Origin of the sequence: Sunxiuqinia rutila (assembly GCF_050589705.1) — a bacterium.
Lineage (GTDB): Bacteria > Bacteroidota > Bacteroidia > Bacteroidales > Prolixibacteraceae > Sunxiuqinia > Sunxiuqinia rutila.
Map to the genome: position 1 here is coordinate 103,368 of NZ_JBNGOT010000015.1, position 21,424 is coordinate 124,791.

General features: G+C 44.7%; 12 protein-coding genes. 6 read left to right on the forward strand and 6 right to left on the reverse strand.

Features of this window, described 5'->3' with window-relative positions; translation table 11 throughout:
- The first annotated feature begins 290 nt into the window (after positions 1–290).
- The 6 genes from ACRD6K_RS16635 to ACRD6K_RS16660 all read left to right on the forward strand — a co-directional run bounded on the left by ACRD6K_RS16635 (position 291) and on the right by ACRD6K_RS16660 (position 14,849).
- Positions 291–1,670, forward strand: coding sequence for a sugar porter family MFS transporter (locus tag ACRD6K_RS16635; protein ID WP_430974193.1), 1,380 nt, complete (start codon positions 291–293; stop codon positions 1,668–1,670).
- Positions 1,671–1,691: 21 nt separating this feature from the next.
- On the forward strand, positions 1,692–4,532 hold the full coding sequence (locus ACRD6K_RS16640) for a sugar-binding domain-containing protein (protein ID WP_430974194.1): 2,841 nt from the start codon (positions 1,692–1,694) through the stop codon (positions 4,530–4,532).
- Between the two features lie 11 nt (positions 4,533–4,543).
- Entirely contained in the window at positions 4,544–7,756 is a 3,213-nt protein-coding gene (locus tag ACRD6K_RS16645) for a glycoside hydrolase family 2 TIM barrel-domain containing protein (protein WP_430974195.1), read from the forward strand.
- A 37-nt stretch (positions 7,757–7,793) separates the two neighbouring features.
- Positions 7,794–9,854 carry a Sip1-related alpha-galactosidase gene (locus ACRD6K_RS16650; RefSeq protein ID WP_430974196.1) on the forward strand — a complete coding sequence of 687 codons (2,061 nt, stop codon included), beginning with the start codon at positions 7,794–7,796 and terminating at the stop codon, positions 9,852–9,854.
- Between the two features lie 166 nt (positions 9,855–10,020).
- Complete coding sequence (locus ACRD6K_RS16655; protein WP_430974197.1) at positions 10,021–13,329, forward strand: DUF5107 domain-containing protein; 3,309 nt, start codon at positions 10,021–10,023, stop codon at positions 13,327–13,329.
- A 74-nt stretch (positions 13,330–13,403) separates the two neighbouring features.
- Positions 13,404–14,849, forward strand: coding sequence for a sulfatase family protein (locus tag ACRD6K_RS16660; RefSeq protein ID WP_430974198.1), 1,446 nt, complete (start codon positions 13,404–13,406; stop codon positions 14,847–14,849).
- Positions 14,850–14,958: 109 nt separating this feature from the next.
- Here ACRD6K_RS16660 and ACRD6K_RS16665 read toward each other — a convergent pair whose 3' ends face one another.
- The 6 genes from ACRD6K_RS16665 to ACRD6K_RS16690 all read right to left on the reverse strand — a co-directional run bounded on the left by ACRD6K_RS16665 (position 14,959) and on the right by ACRD6K_RS16690 (position 20,812).
- Positions 14,959–16,044 carry an alpha-L-fucosidase gene (locus ACRD6K_RS16665; RefSeq protein WP_430974199.1) on the reverse strand — a complete coding sequence of 362 codons (1,086 nt, stop codon included), beginning with the start codon at positions 16,042–16,044 and terminating at the stop codon, positions 14,959–14,961.
- Positions 16,045–16,055: 11 nt separating this feature from the next.
- Positions 16,056–18,461 (reverse strand): glycoside hydrolase family 95 protein, encoded by a 2,406-nt coding sequence (locus ACRD6K_RS16670; RefSeq protein WP_430974200.1) that lies wholly within the window; start codon positions 18,459–18,461, stop codon positions 16,056–16,058.
- Positions 18,462–18,664: 203 nt separating this feature from the next.
- Positions 18,665–19,462, reverse strand: coding sequence for a hypothetical protein (locus tag ACRD6K_RS16675; protein ID WP_430974201.1), 798 nt, complete (start codon positions 19,460–19,462; stop codon positions 18,665–18,667).
- A gap of 134 nt (positions 19,463–19,596) precedes the next feature.
- Positions 19,597–20,043 (reverse strand): hypothetical protein, encoded by a 447-nt coding sequence (locus tag ACRD6K_RS16680; protein ID WP_430974202.1) that lies wholly within the window; start codon positions 20,041–20,043, stop codon positions 19,597–19,599.
- A 134-nt stretch (positions 20,044–20,177) separates the two neighbouring features.
- Entirely contained in the window at positions 20,178–20,534 is a 357-nt protein-coding gene (locus ACRD6K_RS16685; protein WP_299580435.1) for a hypothetical protein, read from the reverse strand.
- 32 nt (positions 20,535–20,566) lie between these two features.
- Positions 20,567–20,812 (reverse strand): hypothetical protein, encoded by a 246-nt coding sequence (locus ACRD6K_RS16690; protein WP_299580438.1) that lies wholly within the window; start codon positions 20,810–20,812, stop codon positions 20,567–20,569.
- Positions 20,813–21,424: the final 612 nt, after the last annotated feature.

Genomic DNA, 21,424 nt, shown 5'->3' on the forward strand with positions numbered 1-21,424 from the left:
CCTGAGCTCCACCACACACCAATGACTTAATGCCGACCGTCAATCTTAAATGAATACTGCCTAAATAACGAATCCGAATTCTTGACTGGACAAAACTATCAAAATAGCAACACATTACCAATAACCACTAAGTTCAAATCTTTATAAAACCCTAAAAAGCAAACAGAAAACAAAAACAATAAAATATACCAAATAGCAAGATAATCCATAAAATCACAAAATAATTCATTTGCCATTTGCTCATTTGGTGCTAGATTTGCCTTCAAGTATAACCCCATAAACCTAAACACATGAATAAAAGGTTCATTTTCGGCATCACACTCATCTCTGCACTCGGAGGCCTGCTCTTTGGGTACGACTGGGTAGTCATTGGCGGTGCCAAACCTTTTTACGAACGTTTTTTCGACATTATCAACTCACCAACCCTTCAGGGATGGGCCATGAGCAGCGCCCTAATCGGCTGCTTATTTGGAGCGCTGTCCTCCGGATTCATTTCCGATCGCTTCGGACGGAAACCATCGCTGATTTGCGCTGCTGCTCTGTTTACCATTTCTGCTTTGGGAACGGGCTATGTTTCTCAATTTACCCCATTTATCATCTTCCGGCTGGTAGGTGGACTTGGCATTGGATTAGCGTCTGCTATTTCGCCTGTTTACATTGCAGAAATTGCTCCGGCAGCAACGCGAGGGCGCCTGGTTTCAGTCAACCAACTTACCATCGTCATTGGAATTTTGCTAGCGCAAATAATCAATTTGCTTATTGCTGACAAAGTTGATCCGGGAGCTTCTGATCAGGCAATCCTGAATTCCTGGAATGGGCAATGGGGATGGCGCTGGATGTTTTGGGCTGAACTGGCTCCGGCTTTACTGTTTTTCATTTTGGCATTCTTCATTCCGGAAAGTCCGCGCTTCCTTCTTAAGAAAGGAGATAATGCCGAAGCTCGAAAAATTCTATCACGCATTGGAGGCGCTGATTATGCCCGGCAGGAAGAAGCTAGCATCAACGAATCCTTTACCGAGCACTCCTCCCGAATCAACTGGAGCAAACTCCGTTCAAAAAAAATACGCCCAATACTTGTCATTGGCATTGTTCTGGCGGCATTCCAGCAATGGTGCGGAATCAATGTCATTTTCAACTATGCTGAAGAGGTGTTTACCTCCGCCGGCTACTCGTTGAATGACATGCTGTTCAATATTGTTGTTACCGGAACAGTTAACCTGCTTTTCACCCTGCTTGCCATGCGGGTTGTTGACAGCTGGGGACGCCGAAAACTACTATTGACCGGATCTTTGGGATTAGCCGTCATCTACCTGACCATGGGCATTTGTTTCTTTCTTGAATTGAAAGGCCTGGCTATTTTAAGCCTTGTATTGTTGGCGATTGCCACTTATGCCATGACCCTTGCACCGGTTACCTGGGTGGTTCTTTCCGAGATCTTCCCAAACAGCATTCGGGGAGCTGCAATGGCTATCGCCACCATGTCGCTTTGGATTGCCAGCTTTGTGCTCACCTATACCTTCCCAATACTGAATAAATGGCTAAATGCCAGTGGCACATTCTGGCTTTATGCCTTTATCTGCATCGCAGGGTTCCTGTTTATTCTGAAGAAACTGCCTGAAACCAAAGGAAAAAGTTTGGAAGAAATTGAAAAATTAGAGACTGAAAGTTAAACTTACTATTATACAAAACAGATGAAATACACGAACTTTATAATCTTTTTACTGATCATTTTTGCTACAGCCTGCCAACCTCACGCAGGTCAAAATCAGATTAATTTGGCTGGAAGCTGGCAATATGAACTGGATCCTGATGATAAAGGAATTCAAGAGGAATGGTACAACCGCAATTTTGAAGGTAGCCTGACTTTACCCGGCTCATTAACCACCAACAACATAGGCGATGACATATCGGTCAATACCCCATGGACCGGACTGATTGTGGACAGTTCCTATTTCAAAAGCCCGGAGTATGCAAAATATCGCGAACCGGGTAACATCAAAGTACCTTGCTGGCTTCAGCCCATAAAATACTACAAGGGAGCTGCCTGGTACCAGAAAGAAGTCAGCATTCCGGAAAGCTGGAAAGGTCAAGCCATCGAACTATACCTGGAACGTTGCCATTGGGAAAGCCGGGTTTGGGTTGACGGGCAAGAAGCAGGCATGCAAAACTCGCTTGGAACTGCTCATCAATACGATTTAACCAGCATGCTAACTCCCGGCAAACACCGCCTGACCGTTTGCATTGACAACCGGACAAAAGCGGTTGATCCCGGATTGAACTCTCACTCTATTTCAGATCATACCCAATCCAACTGGAATGGCATGATTGGCGACTTATTACTAAAAGCTGAAGCGCCAATCCATATCAACAGCCTGCAAGCATTTCCAGACCTTGACACAAAATCATTCACCGTCAAAGCCACAGTGGTCAACACGGGATCAGTTACGCAAAAAGGAAATTTTAGCTTGAATGTACAGCCTCATAACTTCAAATCGAACGAAGACATTGCAACGGTAACCCAGGAATTGGAACTATTGCCCGGTGAAAATCAGGTTGAGCTTTCTTGCCAATTGGGAGAATCAGCTGCCTTGTGGGACGAATTCAATCCAAACCTGTACGAACTAGACCTTCAGTTACAAACAGAAGGCACTCAGTCCGGCAAAAGCATAATCACCGGTCTTCGCGAATTCAAGGTTGAAGGAAGCCGATTTGCCATTAACGGGCGTCCGACCTTTTTACGAGGAACTTTAGAATGTGCCATTTTCCCAAAAACAGGCTATCCGCCGTGCGATACCACTGAATGGAAACGGATTATGCGCATCGTAAAAGCTCACGGATTAAACCACATTCGATTTCATTCCTGGTGCCCACCCAAAGCTGCTTTCACTGCAGCCGATGAACTAGGTGTTTACCTTCAGGTAGAATGCTCTTCATGGGCTAATACCACGACGACCATCGGCGACGGAAAACCTATTGATGCCTACCTGTGGGATGAAAGCAAGCGAATGGTTGAAGCCTATGGGAACCACCCTTCGTTTTGCCTGATGGCCTACGGAAACGAACCCGCCGGGAAAAATCAACGCGAGTTTTTATCCGATTTTGTCAACTATTGGACTGAAAAAGATTCCCGCCGTCTTTATACCGGAGCAGCTGCCTGGCCCGTTATCGAGGCCAACAACTACCACAATATCCCCGCTCCTCGGATTCAGGGTTGGGGTGAAGGGCTGCAGAGTATTATCAACAGTCAGCCACCTCGCAGCGACTACGACTGGCGCGATGACCTGACTACTGACGGCAAGCCGGTTGTCAGCCATGAGATTGGACAATGGTGTGCCTACCCCAATTTCAAAGAAATTGAAAAATATGATGGCGTACTGAAAGCCAAAAACTTTGAGATTTTCCAGGAAAAGCTGGAAGAACAAGGCATGATTCATTTGGCCGATAGATTTTTGCTGGCTTCAGGAAAACTGCAAGCACTGTGCTACAAGGCCGACATTGAGGCAGCACTGAGAACCCCTGGATTTGCCGGATTCCAATTACTTGACCTGCACGACTTTCCGGGACAAGGAACAGCCCTGGTTGGAGTTTTAGATGCCTTTTGGGATGAAAAAGGCTATATCACTCCAGAAGAATACAGCCAGTTCTGCAACTCCATTGTTCCCTTGGCCCGCTTGAAAAAACATGTTTTCACGGTTGGCGATACCTTGCAAGCTTCTGTTGAAGTTGCCAATTTCAGTTCAGAGGCTCTGAACCAAGCCAAATCAGGCTGGACCTTAAAAACAACCGATGGTACCACCGTTGCCCAAGGAATTTTCAAACAACAAGATATCCCTATTGGCAATTGCTTTAACCTGGGACAGCTGAACTACGTTTTTAAAACAAGTGATTCGCCCAAACAACTCCGTCTGGAAGTTAGCATTGAAAATGCCATCAATCACTGGGATCTTTGGGTGTATCCCGCTAAAAAAACGCCTACTCCATCTGAAATTCTGGTTACCCGTCAACTCAACCGTCAAGCTATTGAACAACTTAACAATGGCGGAAAAGTTTTACTCAACTTGGGTAAAGGAACCGTAAAGGAAGGTTATGGAGGCGAAGTTGGACTTGGCTTTTCATCCATCTTTTGGAACACCGCATGGACCGTAGGGCAAAAACCGCATACCTTGGGTATTTTATGCAACCCAAGCCATCCGGCATTAAGCCAATTTCCAACGGAATATCACAGCAACTGGCAATGGTGGGATGCCGTTTCGCATGCCGATGCCATCAACATCAGCCAACTGAATGCGGATATTGAGCCAATTGTTCGAATCATTGATGATTGGGTGACGAATCGCCCACTGGCTCTATTGTTTGAAGTCACCGTTGGAAACGGCAAGCTTCTGGTTAGCAGTGCTGACCTAACCACCGACCTACACGAACGTCCTGCAGCCCAACAGCTTCGGACAAGCCTGGAGCAGTACATGCTAAGCGAACAATTCAACCCCAAGCAAAGCAGCAGCATTAAACAGCTCAAGAACCTACTACGCTAAATCAATTGGATATGAACTACAAACTACTACTCATACTACTTACTACCCTCTTCCTTGGGCCATTAACTCAAGCTCAGGAGAATCCACGTTCCCTTGCCGGAACGTGGTCGATCAAACTGGATCCGGATAACTTGGGCGAGCAAGAAAAATGGGCCGAAAGCTCATTCAATGGCACCATTCAACTTCCGGGCACAACGGACGAAGCCCAACTCGGAGAGAAAACTTCAGGTTCCGACTATGGCATTTTAACCCGGGCATACAAATACATTGGACCAGCCTGGTATCAACGGGAAATTGTCATCCCGAAAAACCTGCGCAATAAAAACATCGAACTGTTTTTGGAGCGCGTGCTCTGGGAATCCAAAGTGTGGATTGACGGCAAACTGTGCGACACTCAGGATGGCCTCGGAGTTCCTCATCGCCACCAACTGGGAAAACTTAGCCCCGGAAAACACACGCTTACCGTACGTGTCAATAACGACATGATTCACAACATTGGCGACAAAGGGCATACCTACAGCGAATATACCCAGTCGATCTGGAATGGCATTGTTGGTAAAATTGAACTTCGCGCAGCAGAGACTATCCATATCGACCGGCTAAAAACATGGCCCGATGTCGATAAGAACGAACTGACCATTACTTTCGACACAGAAAATGAAGGAAAAGAAACGAAGGTAAACTATCATTTCCAACTAACTGATTTAAGCTCGGGAGAAGTGGTGCTTGACACCAAAGAAAAAGCCACAGCTTCCAGCGGTAACAGTGACGCTTCCTTCAATTTTAAAATTGATCAACCGGTTAAGAAATGGGATGAATTTACGCCTAACCTGTATGAACTTTCAGTTACTGTAGCCGCCGGGAAGGCTCGCGAAACACAGCAAACGCGTTTTGGTTTCCGAAAAGTGGGCCATTCAAAATCGAAAGTTCTGATCAACGACCAGCCGGTTTTCATGCGCGGAAACCTGGATTGTGTGCATTTCCCGCTAACGGGTTACCCTTCTTGTGATCCTGCAGAATGGGAACGTATTTTCAAAATTTATAAGTCTTACGGACTCAATCATGTCCGCTTTCACTCCTGGTGTCCTCCCGAAGCTGCTTTTATTGCGGCCGACAAACTAGGATTATACCTGCAAGCAGAAATCCTGTGGATTGACTGGTGGATGACAACTCCACGTGAAGAGCGACCCGATATGTACACCAAAGGATTACCTGAAGGTTTGGGCAAAAATCCATCGGCTGATGCTTACGTACAGGCCGAAATGCAACGCATGCTTGACGCTTATGGAAACCACCCTTCCTTTACCATGTTCTGCATTGGCAACGAGTTGGGGAACTCCGATTTCAACACCATGCAACAATGGGTTGAAAAGGCCAAAAATGAAGATAACCGCCGCCTGTATTCTGTTTCAACGGCCCGAAAAATTATGCCAGTTGACCAATACATGGCTACGCACAACATTCCAGGAGTAGGACGCACCTATGGCGTGAGCGGCTATACCACCGACTTCGATTTGGAGAAGCATTACGCGCAAGCCAATATCCCGATTATTGCACACGAAGTTGGCCAGTTTCCGGTTTACCCGCTTTGGAGCGAGATCGACAAATACACCGGCGTTTTAAAAGCCCGTAACCTCGAAGAGTGTCGTGAGTCGGCCAAAAAAAATCACCTGTTGGTCATGAACCGGCAGTTTCATGAGGCCAGTGGAGCCATCCAGGACCTGCTTTACAAAGCGCATGTTGAGAACCTGTTTCGCTCCGAGTCCTGCGCCGGCTTTCAACTTTTAAGCATGCAAGATTATCAAGGGCAAGGTGAAGCGCTAGTTGGCTGGCTCGATTGTTTTTGGGACGCCAAAGGCAATACTACTCCCGAGAGCTTCCGACGCTATTCCAACACGGTTGTTCCTTTGGCCCGGTTCGAGAAATTTGTTTGGGAGAATCAGGAAAACTTTTCGGCTAAACTACAAGTAGCCAACTATGGCCCTACCCCACTTCAAACAACGGCCACCTGGCAACTAACATCTGCTTTGGGCCAATTAATTCAGCAAGGAACAATAGATGATTTTACCGTTAAGCGTGGTGTGCTGAAAACCATTGGAGAAGCAACATTCTCCTTTGATCAGATTCAGCAAGCCGGGAAATATACCTTCAGCATCACCTTAAACGGCACCGAGTTTTTCAATAGCTGGGATCTGTGGGTTTACCCTCCGGTAACTCCCGAACAGAAAGAAGTATTGACTGTTGACAAAATTACGCCTGAGGTACTAGAATTCTTGAAAAATGGCGGCAAAGTACTCTTGTATGCCAGCGAACTGGGCACCAGCACAACATCGCGCCCAATTTATTTCACGCCTCTTTTCTGGTCAAGCGTATTTTTCCCGGGACAGGCAAACTCAACCTTGGGCTTGTATGTCAACCAAGCGCATCCGGCACTTGCCAGATTCCCGACTGATAATTTCAGTCATTACCAATGGCAAACCATCAGCAAAGGCCGGTCCTTCGTGCTGAATGATCACCCGAACCTGCTTCCGGTAGCACAACCGATAAGCGATTTCCATATCAATGACAAGTTGGGATCCATCTTCGAATGCCAAGTTGGAACGGGTAAGCTGATGGTGTGTGGCTATGATATCTCGGATGACAGCAAGCCCGTTGCCCGTCAGCTAAAGCACAGTCTGCTGAGCTACATGAATCAAAGTAATTTCAATCCATCGTATCAACTAAGCGAGGATGAAATCGAAAAGCTCTTCTATTTTGTACAACCAGCCGTATCGCAAGCACCAGAAGGATTTGAAGACGCCATTTTGTATGTAAAGAGTGGCGCTAACCGGACAGCGACCGGATCAAAAGAATGGAAAAAAAGCTTCGATAAAATCCTGGTTCAAAAAGCAGGCTGCGATTATGATGTTGCAGCGCATGACACCTGGAACGATGGAAAGGAATCTGCCTGGACTGGTCGGGAAATGACTGTCAAACTAAAAACTCCAAACGGCATTATTGGCAACTTGTTTGTTCGTTTTACCGATCCGAACAAGCAAAACCGGGCCGGAACAATCTGGATTGAAGGGCGCGAAATGATGATCGACAACATTGGGCAGGATGGCAAATGGGTAAAATTATTTGTCATGCGCGAAGATACCAATGACGGAGAAGTCGTGCTCAAAACCAAAGTTCAAAAAGGTGGAAACCTGATGATCAGCGAAATTGGATTAATCGCAGAATAAAGCTCAATGCTGATATCGAAAAAATTGAATCAATAAAATGAGAAAATTGAATTCATTAAATATTAAGATTAAATACCTTGCACTCACTCTACTGGTCTGCTTATCAAGCTATACCTTGCACGCACAAAGCATCGACTTGTCAAAAGCAGAAAAAGCAGGGATCATTGAAAAAAAGCTTACGAATGTAAAGCCTGATCAGCAAGGAATCATTGAATCGGATTTACTTATCCTGCCCGATTTTCAACGGGGCGTTTATTATTGCCCACATGTCGATAAACATGCCATTGGCAACCGTGTACTTGGCATTGACTTTGAAAACTTAGACCATTTAAGGTCACAACGTATCAAACTAAAAGCCAACCAACCATTTGAAGGCATCGATATGGGATCATTTATTTGCTTACAGCTAAATGATAACCGCTACCTATCGATCTTGGCCATGGCAGGCGAAAGTGCCTTTTCCACATTCACCATTCGTGAAGATGGAATGTGGGTTGATGCCGGAACGTTTGGTACGGCCAGCTTCTCAGGAATACTTCCTAAAATTGCCTATGCTTTTGGGGAAACGCCGCATGAGGCCAGCCTGAATGTTTGGGAAAAAGCGCTGCAATCCCGCTCCTTAAAATCCAAAACAGCCTTGCGTCAACACAAGGAATTTCCTGAGCCGTTCAAGTATACCGGCTACTGCACGTGGGAGCACATCCGCCGTAACATGAACACTGAAATTCTATCGGGGATGATCAAGGACATGGAAACAGCCGAAGTTCCGATACGATGGATGTTGATTGACGATGGATACGAAGATCATGAAAACAACCACCTACTGAGCTTTCAACCCGACAAAACCAAATTTTCAGATGGTTTTCAATCACTAAAGGATTTGAAAAGTGAAGATGGCGTTCGATGGATTGGACAATGGTGGCACATGGCTGGTTACTTTAAAGGGATTTCACCCAACCATCAAATCACCGAGTTAAACAACCACTTGTTTGAGTTACACGACGGTTTCATGGTACCCAAAACCAATCAAAAAAGTGCTGATATCTTCTACGAGACCAGAGCGAAAGAAATGGAAGAGGCCGAAATCGATTTCATAAAAGTGGATTTTCAAACCGATTTATTAAAAGAATACCAATCGCAACCCAATCCGGTTCAAGCGGCAAGCTACAATCATCGTGCATTGGAGAAAGCGTGGCAAGGGCATTTTGACGGACTGCTCAACTGCATTGCCCAACATCATCTCCACGTATTTAAACACGAAAAGAGTGCGACGATCCGGTCAGGAATTGACTACCACCGGGATGATGAAAACAACCGTTACATTGCCGTTCAGAACCTACGGAATTCAATTTACCTGGGCATGACTCACTGGTTGGATCACGACGCCTTTATAAGTTCCTACCATACCGGCCAGTCAGGCGCCGAGCTACGTGCCGTATGTGGCAGTCCTATTTACGTATCGGAAGACATGGACAAAGTGAACTTTGAGAGCATCAAACCTGCCACTTGGAGCGATGGAGAGTTGATTCGACCACTGGCTCCCGGAACACTAACTCCCGAAGGATTTTTTAACGATCCAACAGAAACCGGACTTCGTGTAGTTGCCCCCTTAGAAGGTCAGGTTGCTACATTCTGGCTGGCCAATTTTCACAATGAACAAGACTTGGAAATCAAACTATCTCCGGAAGAATACCGATACGGAGGAACCATGATCCAACCCTACAAAGGATTATGGGAATCCCCCAAGGAAGGACTTGTTGCTTTTGACTACCACGAAGGGAAAGCCTGGAAAATGACAGAAACGTTCTCCACCAAATTACCCATGTGGAAAACTAAAATCATCCACTTGATTCCGGTTCAGGACGGATGGGCCATCATTGGTCGTCCTGACAAATATTTGTCGCCTGCCAGTTGTGAGATTGTAAAGCGCTCAGCCAAAAAAATTACCGTCAAACTAAAAGAGAGTGCTCCATTTCTTATTTGGCACGAAAAAGGGAAGTTAATTGCTGATAACGCAAGCGTGACTCAACTAGCTGAGAATCTTTATCGCATTGAGCCCACTTCGACACAAACAAGCATTACGATAAACAATAAGTAAACACAAAATACAAACAACGAGTCGCTTTTTGTAAAAGTAGCGGCGGACAGCCCTGGTATAATTTCGCAATTGGTTCTTTGGGAACCAACGGGCTAGATCCGCCTCAATCTTAACACGATACAGGACGAGGTATGTCCTATTGGCAACCTTTAAAACAATGAAAAACATGAACAATACAGCAAAAGCCTGGCGCGAACAGGTGATCATCCCAACCTACGGAATTGGGAAGCCGGAGAAAAATCCGATGTTCCTGGAAAAAAGAGTTTACCAGGGAAGTAGCGGCGTTGTCTATCCCTATCCTGTCATTGAAAAAATACTGGATGAAAAAGAGGATAAAGTATGGAATGCCATTTATTTGGAAAACCAATACATCAAAATCATGATTCTCCCCGAACTGGGAGGTCGCATCCAGATGGCTTACGACAAGACCAAACAACGTCACTTTGTTTATTACAATCAAGTGATTAAACCTGCTTTGGTTGGTTTAACCGGCCCGTGGATTTCCGGCGGGATTGAGTTTAACTGGCCCCAGCACCATCGCCCAACCACCTACGATCCCACAGATTCCTGCATCGAAGAGAATGAGGATGGAAGTGTTACCGTTTGGTGTCATGAGCTGGAACGTATGTTTCGCACAAAAGGGATGGCCGGATTCACGCTTTACCCGGACAAAGCTTACCTTGAAATCAAGGTGAAGCTTTCCAACCCCACTCCTCACCCACAGACCTTCTTGTGGTGGGCCAATCCGGCCGTAAAAGTGAATGACGACTATCAATCCGTCTTCCCGCCGGATGTGAATGCCGTGTTTGACCATGGTAAGCGTGATGTTTCCAGCTTCCCGATTGCGACCGGCACTTACTACAAAGTTGACTACTCTGCCGGAGTGGATATTTCGCGTTACAAAAATATTCCGGTGCCGACCAGCTACATGGCCATCACCTCGAAATACAACTTCGTGGGAGGTTACGAAAACGACAGCAAAGGAGGCCTGCTTCATGTGGCCGATCACCATCAATCGCCCGGAAAAAAGCAATGGACCTGGGGCAACGGAGATTTCGGTCAAGCTTGGGATCGTAACCTCACCGACGAGGACGGCCCTTACATTGAGTTGATGTGCGGGGTTTATACCGACAACCAACCTGATTTTTCCTGGCTGCAACCTTATGAGGAGAAAAGTTTCAAGCAATACTTTATGCCCTATCGCGACTTGGGGATGGTTAAAAATGCCACCAAAGAGGCCATGCTCAACCTGGAGTCGGAAAACGGAACAACCCGCATCCGGGTTTACGCAACCGCCAACTATCCGGGAGCGAAAATCTGCCTTAAAAGTTCGGGCAAGCTGATTTTCGAACAAACTGTTGACCTTTCACCAGAAACCAGTTTCGACACAAGCATTGAGGCTACCATTTGTCCTGAAGATGCTTACCTTTCGGTAACCGATTCCAAGGGGGCCATTTTGGTTGATTGGAAAACCGAAAAAGAAGAATTAAAACCAGTTCCGGATCCGGCCCAGGCAGCCAAAGATCCGGAAGACATTCATTCGATTGAACAACTTTACCTTCGTGGCTTGCATCTAGAGCAGTACCGTCATGCCACCTATTGCCCAACAGATTATTACCTGGAAGCACTGAAAAGAGAACCAGGTAATGTCCGAAACAACAATGCCATGGGCTTGTGGCTCCTGCGCCGGGGACAATTTGCCCAGGCTGAACCCTATTTCCGCCAAGCCGTTGAGACCCTGACCGAGCGCAATCCGAATCCTTACGACGGAGAGCCCTTATACAACCTGGGAGTTTGTCTGCGGATGCAAGGTAAACTAGATGAAGCCTACGATGCATTTTTCAAAGCCACATGGAATGGCGCCTGGCAGGACAGCGGCTTCTTCCAGGCAGCTCAAATCGATGCAGTACGCGGAGATTATGAGAAGGCGCTGGAACTATGCGACCGCTCACTTTGGAGAAACTGGCTAAATCAAAAAGCCCGCCACCTAAAGATCGCCTTACTCCGGAAACTCAATAAAAAAGAGGCAGCGCTAAAACTCGCTGAAGAATCACTTGAGATGGACCGTTTCAGCTTTGGTATTTTATACGAAAAATACCTGCTTCTGAACGATCCTACGATTCTAGAAGAAATGCAAGCCTTAATTCGCGATAATGTACACAACTACATCGAGTTTTCGCTAAACTATGGTATGGCAGGTTTTTATTCCGAAGCAATTGATTTTATTTCACTTTACATCGATAAACACCAAGCAGCCTACCCTATGGCCTGGTATTTAAAAGGTTATTATCTGCTCAAATCAGGCCAGGCAGAAGAAGCAAAAGCAGCTTTTGAAAAAGCTTCGCAGATGCAACCCGACTATTGCTTCCCGAATAAACTGGAAGAACTGTTGGCTTTGCAAGAAGCCGTAACCATTTGTCCTGAAGATGCTAAAGCCTGGTATTACATGGGGAACTTCTGGTACGGAGTTCGTCAACATGCTGAGGCACTCAAATGCTGGGAGCAGTCAACAACTTTAGACGACTCATTTCCAACCGTCCACCGAAACCTGGCTCTGGCTTACTACAACAAGCAACAGAACCCGCAAGCGGCCAAAGAAGCTTTGGAAAAAGCCTTCAAGCTGGATACTTCCGATTCTCGTGTACTCATGGAGCTGGATCAGCTTTATAAAAAGCTGGGGGTTCCTGCAAACGAGCGCTTAAGCTTGCTGGAAAAATATCCGGACTTGGTCGACTTCCGGGATGACCTATACCTGGAGCGTGCGACCTTATACAACCTGCTTGGGCAAGAAGAAAAAGCCCTGGACTTAATCATGAAACGCAAGTTCCACCCTTGGGAAGGAGGCGAAGGAAAAGTAACCGGGCAATATTTGTTCAGCCATATTGAACTGGCCAAGAAAGCCATTAAGCAAGGGGCATTCTCAGAGGCTATCCCACTTCTTGAAGCATGCTTTGCGTATCCTCATAATCTGGGGGAAGGCAAACTGGCCGGAGCTCAGGAAAATGACATCAACTATTGGCTTGGTTGTGCCTATGCCGGCATGGGAGAAACAGCAAAAGCCCAGGCAGCGTGGGAGCAGGCAGCTATTGGCTTGGCCGAACCATCAGCAGCCATGTACTACAACGACCAGCAACCGGATAAAATCTTTTACCAAGGTTTGGCTCTTCGCCAATTAGGCCGGATGGAAGAAGCCAACGGGCGTTTCAACAAGTTGCTGAAGTACGGTGAGAAACAACTGTTCATTCCTTTCAAAATGGACTATTTTGCCGTTTCCCTTCCCGACCTGCTCATCTTTGAAGATGACCTTCAAAAAAGGCACGAGTTGCACTGTCATTACCTGATGGGATTGGGGAACCTGGGACTGGGCAACATTGAAAAAGCACAACAAGCTTTTGATCTCATCCTGCAGTCCGACCCCATGCATATCGGAGCAATAACCAGTTTACAGTTAATCAAAAAAGGACTGCTAGCATGATGACCAACCCCATACAATCAAAAGGAAACCTCCCAAAGAGCCTTCTCTTTGGGGGGCTTGCTGCACTTGGCATAATGCCACAGCAAGGAATTTCAGCAGAAAAAGGGAAAGAACAGCCCAATGTTATCGTCATACTGACTGATGATGTTGGCTACGGCGACTTGGGCTGCTATGGTGCTACCAAAGTAAAAACACCCAACATTGACCAATTGGCAAGTGAAGGTATCCGCTTTACCAGTGCTTATGCACCGGCTTCAACCTGCACGCCCAGTCGTTTTTCACTCATTACCGGACAATATGCCTGGCGTAAAAATGCAGGAATTTTGCCTGGCGATGCTCCCATGTTAATCAAACCGGATGAACTTACCCTGCCAGCTCTTATGCAAAAGCAAGGTTACACAACGGCTTGTGTGGGCAAGTGGCATCTGGGCTTAGGTGAAGGGAATCCGGATTTTAATCAGCAAATTAAACCGGGGCTGCAAACCATTGGTTTTGACTATTCCTTCATCATTCCGGCAACCAATGACCGGGTGCCTTGCGTTTACCTGGAGAATGATCAGGTGGTTGGCCTTGAGGCCAATGATCCGATTCAGGTAAGTTTTAAAGGACCTGTTGGCAACTGGCCTACCGGGAAAGAGCATCCGGAGCTACTCAAGCTCATGTACCTGCACGGTCACGATCAAACCATTGTGAATGGCATCAGCCGGATTGGCTACATGACCGGTGGAAAGAATGCCCTTTGGGTGGATGAGCACATGTCGGAAGACATAACCAGCAAAGCCGTTGAGTTTATTCAAAAGAATAAAGATCAAGCCTTCTTCCTATACTTTGCACCACATACCATCCACGAACCACGCGTGCCCAATGCTCAGTTTAAAGGCTCGAGTGAGTGCGGGGTTTATGGCGATGTGTTGCAGGAAATGGACTGGTCAGTTGGTCAAATCATGCAAGCCCTTAAAGAAAACGGGCTTGACGAAAATACGCTGGTTATTTTCTCCAGCGATAATGGTCCCCGTGTAGAAGAAGGCTACCGGGATGGCGGTTTAGCCAATTTGAATGGCCATGATCCGGCCGGCGGGTTGCGTGGCGGAAAGTATACCTTATTTGAAGGCGGAACACGAATGCCATTGATCTCACGATGGAAAGGAACCATCAAACCCGGAACATCGGACGCTATTCTTGGTTACATTGACCTTTTCGCCTCGTTTGCAGAGTTGACCCACTACAAGCTTGAAAAAGGAGAAGCCCCGGATAGCCGGACTGCACTGGATGTTATTCTGGGAAAACGCAGCAAAACGCGCCACAATGAAGTGCTCACTCAAAATAATTCCGGCACCAATGCGATCCGAAAAGGCGATTGGAAATTCATTCCTCAACAAAAAGGGACATCCCAGCCAATGCTTTTTAACTTGAAGCAAGATGTTGCTGAGACCACCAATTTAAGCGAGCAGTACCCCAAAAAGGTGGAAGAATTTGAGACCATTCTGGAAACAGTAAAACAAGGGAAAGGCTACCGGTAAACACTGGCAAGCGAGGCCAATCAACAGGCAATAAAGCCGCCATTTACGATTGATCAGCAGCAATAAAAAAGGGAGCATTAGTTAAATAACTGATGCTCCCTTTTCCGTTTTACAGCTTAATGTGCTTTTTTAGTTCCAGCAACAACGCCACATCTTGATCTCTTAGCCGCCCTTCGCGATTGGGCGGACAATTCAAGATCAGAATGTTATCCTGCGCTGTCGCTTGCTCGTACAGCTTTACCAACTCATCAATCGATTTAAACATGGTATCTGTTGTGTTGTAAAACCAACGCTGACTAATACATACCGTAGATTCCCACGGCATGTAATACCTTTTGCCATCATGCGTAAATACCTTCGGGTCATTCGCCACCGGCAAGTACGGATCGCCCAGGCGGAAATCGCTGGGGAAATAGCGAATGGGGTATCCTTCTTTTTGATCCTTTGGATATACGGGGTGATGATCGGGATTTTCGGGCAGCCCAATTGTCCAGTTGATTCCTACCTGACATTGTGGCTCGCGCGATTTGATTGTTTGGTATATTTCCTTCAAAGGCCATCGATGATTTGCCTTAGTCCATCCACCATCAAACCAAAATTCAACAACAGGGGTGTATTTCTCTGTTATGTCCATCAACTCATTTAGCTGATTAATCATGTAGGTATTATACGATTTATCAAGAAGCGTATTTTCATTGTATAACTGGGGGTGTTTATCATTCAGATAACCATTCCCATTTTCCTTTCGATCCCACAGCGAATAGTACAAGCCCAGGCCGATATCGTATTTCTGACACGCTTTGGCTACGGCTTCAACAACATTCGTGGTGTTCCCCGAATTCGCCACATCGTACTCGGTATATTCGCTATCCCACAGGCAAAAGCCATCATGGTGCTTCGTAATCAGGATCACATATTTCATTCCGGCATCTTTGGCCGTTTTAATCCATTGGTCCGCATCAATGGCTGTTGGTTGATACGATTCAACAGGCTTCGATCCATCCGTCCATTCCATGTCATGAAACGTATTGATTCCGAAATGGATGAACATGCCATACTTCCGTTCTATTTGCTCAAGTTGTTGTTTATTGGGCTTTTCAGAAGGAACAGGCCATACGTCTTTCAAAGATTTCTGCCCCAAACTGGCTGTTGCTGCAACCAGAACAGTGCAAAGTGTAAACAAGATTCGTTTCATCGTCAGGTAGATTAATTCATTAATTGCATGTTTGAATCCAAGCGATAGCTTTGTCCTTTCTTCGTTTGCTCCAGCTCAATCATTTGATCTCCATACTTCAGTTTTACCGGCAAGCCATTCAGCGATGTTATTGTTGCCTGGGTCAATTGACCGTTTTGCCAATCAATATCCACAATGAAGCCACCCCGTGCTTTTAATCCTTCAACTTTACCGGTTGCCCAAGCTGAAGGTAAGGCTGGCAACAAATCGATATACCCCGCATGACTTTGCAGTAGCATTTCGGCAATACCGGCCGTTGAACCAAAATTGGCATCCATCTGGAATGGTGGATGTTGCCCGAATAAGTTTGGAGAAGTACTCTTGGCCAATACCGTGTTCAAGCTTTCCTTCGCTTTGTCTCCATCATGCAGACGCGCATATTGATTAATCAACCAGGCAGCACTCCAGCCCGTGTGCCCTCCTCCATTGGCAATGCGATGATCCAAGGACTTACGAGCTGCTTCCATCAACTCGGGAGCGCTTTCAAAGTTAATCTGAGCCCCCGGATGCATAGCAAACAAATGCGAAATATGGCGATGCCCAGGCTCAACCTCCGAAAACTCTTCGGCCCACTCCATCAATCGACCATCCGACCCCACTTTTGATCCGGCCAGTTTTGCTTGTGCTTTTGCTACTTTGCCTACCAGTTCCTTTTCAATGCCTAAAATCTGCGAAGCGTGAACGTAATCGGCAAACAACTGCCAGATTACTTGCTGGTCGTGCGTTGGCCCCATGCTAATCTGGCTGCGGCTTCCATCAGGGGCAATAAACGTATTCTCCGGCGATACAGCCGGACCTGACACCAGTTTCCCGGTTTCTTGATCTTCAACCAGCCAATCCAGGTAAAATAAGACTGAACCTTCAAGTACGGGATATAGGCGCTTTAAGAAAGCCTCATCTCCGGTAAAAGCATAATGCTCAAAAATATGGGTACTGATCCAGGCACCACCACCAGAGTGCAAGCCCCAGCTGGCCATTTCTCCCGGCGAGGTATAGCCCCAAACGTTTGAAACCGGATGAACCACCCAGCCATTCATCTGGTATTGAACTTGGGCTGTTTTTTCTCCCGGCTCCGAGATCATTTCAATAAAATCAAACAAGGGCAGGTGCATTTCCGAAAGGTTGGTCACCTCTACCGGCCAGTAATTCATTTGCACATTCACATCGGTATGGTAATCGCCATTCCAGGGCGTTTGGATTTTGTTGGCCCAAAGACCTTGCAAGTTGGCCGGCAAAGTTCCGGAACGTGAGGATGCAATCATCAGGTAACGACCATATTGAAACAACAACTCAGCCAGGTGGGGATCATTTTTTGTTTCCTTGAAGGCCGCCAATCGCTCATCCGTTGGAATAGCGTCCAGCTCTTCCGGTGTAATGTCCAAACTCACCCGGTTAAAATAGCTTTGATATTCATCCAGGTGGGCTTGTTTCAATTTCTGATAACTCTTTTCAGAAGCGGCTTGAAGTCGCTGGCTCGTTAAGGCAACATAGTCGCGCCCTTTAAAGATGGGATAATCCAACACATAATCGGTTGATGCTGCTAACAGAAGTGTTACTTCGTCGGCATCCTTAACCGTCAACCCATCATCGCCAGAGCTAACTGTTCCTCCGTCAGTAATGGCTTTTAAGCGAGCCATGTAGTGCAAGTTTTCGCCTCCCTTACCATCACTAAGGGCTCCGCTCATGATCAACTCATCGCCTTCAGCGTAGGTTTTAAAACGCTCCGGACGATCCAGTTCACAGCTAAAAGAAAGCTGTCCGGGTTTGTCTGCTGTTAAACGAACAACCATCACCTGATCAGGTTGACTAACGAAAACTTCGCGTTGGAAAGTCACCCCATCCTGAACGTAAGTCACGCGGGCAATCGCATCCGTTAAATCCAACTCACGATAATAGCTTTCATAGGGCAGCTTTTTGTCAAAGTCGATGCGTAAATCGCCCAGTGTTTGGAAACATCCAAAAGGGACTTCTGCCCCATTGCCATGCCCGGTCCCTTTCCCTTGACAGATTTGGGTCTGGTTGGTTAATGCGGTCGCCTCTTTGTACTTTCCATCATTCAACAAACCACGAATCTCACCGAGGTATTTACTCGCCTCCGGGTTGTCATTTTCATCCACACTTCCCGACCACATGCTCTCTTCACTTAGCTGAATGCGCTCCTGGTGAACATCGCCAAAAACCATGGCACCCAGGGAGCCATTTCCCAACGGTAAGGCACTTAACCATTGAGGATCATCTTTCCATCCATTGGGATCATCGGCAACCGTAGCATCTGCCGGTTGATCGTACCAAATTTTAACAGGCTCTTTCTGCGGCTTCGTACAGGAAACACAGAGCAGGAAAACGAGTAGTGTAAAAACATTCATTGAGTTTTTCATAAGTAGTAGTAATAATAATCGATTGTTTGATTTTCAGATTTTATACATTTATCGTGTATGGGTTTTGATTCAATTACCTGGCATTCGTCTGACCACGCTTTGCCCCTTCTGGAGCAACTAACAGCAAGAACTGTTCAAATATAAAACGCACTCAAGCATTTCGCTACGCGCAGCTCGAATGCTTAATTATTATAGGGTGTTTTTTATATTCTATTCGTTTTCAATATATTATTAGGATATATTTTTGTCAATAATTTGAAAAGTAATTTATCATCTGTAATTATCTGATTTTGGTATTTGTATAGATAAATCAAATGGTTTAAATCTAAATAGTCATTCTTCCCTGGAATGTTTTTAAAAGATATTTTTTCGTCAATATAAAAAGCAGTTACAATTAAGTAAATATCAATAGAATTATCGTATGCAGAGTAAATTTCTGATTTTGACTTTCTACTTTGATTTGGTAAATTTCTAAAAATAATACCAGCATAAAAGTCAACAATTTTAGTTTTAAGAAGATTTAAATTTTCTTGAGTCCATCTTTCATTAAATTGTTGAATTAATTTCTTTATTCCAGAGTCTGGGAAGCGATTAAAAATCACTTTTCTAAATTCAATATTCGCGTTTTTGTCATACTGTTTGACAAACTCCCAAACATCAAATAAATAATTCAATTTAATTGTACTCTCCATATTATTGTAGTCTTTGACTGTATCAATGATTCGGATTATCATCATGATTTTTTCCAAAATTTCCGAGTTATTATAATCTATTCCGAATGCATTATAAATTTTCAGTTCGGGAAGAGTCAGATCTGTTTTAATTTGGCTTCTAATTATCTTCTTAATAATTGATTTTCTCAATTTAAATGATTCATCGTCACTAATTCCCGAAATAATTTCAAGTAACGATAATATCGAAGTGTACTTATCCGATATAAAGCTCTCTTCAGTCAGTTGTGATGCAAATCTTCTTAGCGAATTTGTTTCTAAATATCTCATTACTTGTTAAATGTACAGATTCAGATTACCCCAATGGTCATATGCAAGTTGTCGTTGCGGATTTCGGAGAGCGTTCCTGTACAAAGGACACGGAACTACGAAACGAGAATCCTAGCCAGCCATATTACAATGTGTTATGGGGTGTTTTTTTTCAATTTAATCGCTACTAAGAAATTTACAGAAACGATCTTGTCATTCTGTTTTGCAGGTTCCCAATCTGGCATTAAATAAATCACTCTCTTGATTTCTTCTCCAATTGGTGTTGAATCGATGTTGGTTCTACGTCCAAAATAGTTCTCAAAAACACAGAGGTTTTCAACATGTCCTTTTGCATTAATATGCAACATCGCATGAATTGGATTACTCGTAATTTCCTTAGCCTCTGGCAAATTAACATTATCCTGAATAAACGTATTCATCGCGTCCTCTCCTCCAGGATATTTCGGGACTTCGGTTACCATTACAGCAGGAATACTTCCATCGGCAATGGAATCGCAAAAAGATTTGATAGTCGTTACACTTTGCCCCTTGGTTATTGTGACAAAACAAGCAACTATGAGCATTAAAATTATTTTTTTCATATTTCAGGTGTTAGTGATCTTAGCTCAAAATGCCCCATAACGGAGGTGGTGGATGAGATCGGATTCCTGTTTCGCAGTTGGCATACCACCGAACCCCGCCCTGCAATATCTACATTGTTACCATTTCATTGTTCTTATTTTTCCAGATGTTCTTTTAGTTCCTCTCTCAGTTTGTGAAAATATTCAAGTTTTTGAGCGATTATTTCTTTCTCTGATAGTCGTTTGCGTATTGTAGTTGGTGTATCAAAATCATCTGAAATTATTTCTATTGAAATTATATCCCCTTTGTTTAAGCTATTACGATGCCAATCAACGTGTTCATTGGTATCTGAATTTAATCCCCCAATTGAAATATCTAATTCTTCCGAATCATCATTTTTTCGTCTAACAGAATTAAGTATACAGGAAACAACCGAGTTGGCATTTTCAAATCCTGCTCTACAAATAATTTCATCATTTATACAAACCTTAAAGCCAAATATTTTTTTCATATTCAATCTCATTTTGAGGGATTCTCAATGTATTATTCAATTATTATTCTCAAAATATAAAGAAGCACTGCAACTGTAATAGATGCCCTTAGGATATTAAAAAGTATTTTAGGAATCAATACTTTGATACTATTTACTATCCCCATTGAGGCAAGCATTACAAAAAGAAAATAGTCTTGACCTTTTTGCCAGAAATATATTGATGATGATATAAATACGATTGAAAATACTAACCAAAAAATGTCAATCTTTTTTATCGCTGAATTTGCTAGATTCATATTTCTGATTTTAAATTATTTTGAAAAAATTTGAATTTTCGGTTTTTTCACAATGAATGGTAACGTTTATATGATCTCCCATATCTTCGAGCTTATTGAATAAATCACTTTAAATATAGAAAATATAGTTCGGCATCTTTAATTTTTGGATAACATATTAACCACCGGATTTTAGATTTACCCCAGCTTGCTCCACCTTACCGCTTGGCCCAAACAAGGGGGCTGTTCGTTTCAGTTTGTCACGCATTTCACCAACTTGTTTAACCAGACACAAATCCTTTCTCTCCGGCATTTTTCATTCCTCAGCCCACTTGCCCCGCCAACTGCGCCTTTCAGAAGAATCGCCCAACCTAAAAAACATGCTAATCAACTGACTAACAGACCTCCCCATTGACCACTGGCAAGCTTTTGTTCGGAAACATTTGGTTGCCGGGCACCGCTGGCAAGCCCATCGGTAGTGTTCATTAAACTGTGTCAATTGTATTTTTTGCTATTAGAGTTTTAGTTTGCATCGTTCTCCAAATTTGATAATTAATTCTTGTTTTACTTGCCCCCAGTAAGGAGGTTTGCTGACCCAGTTTTTTGTTATTTGTTGTTGAGCCAGATAAAGTA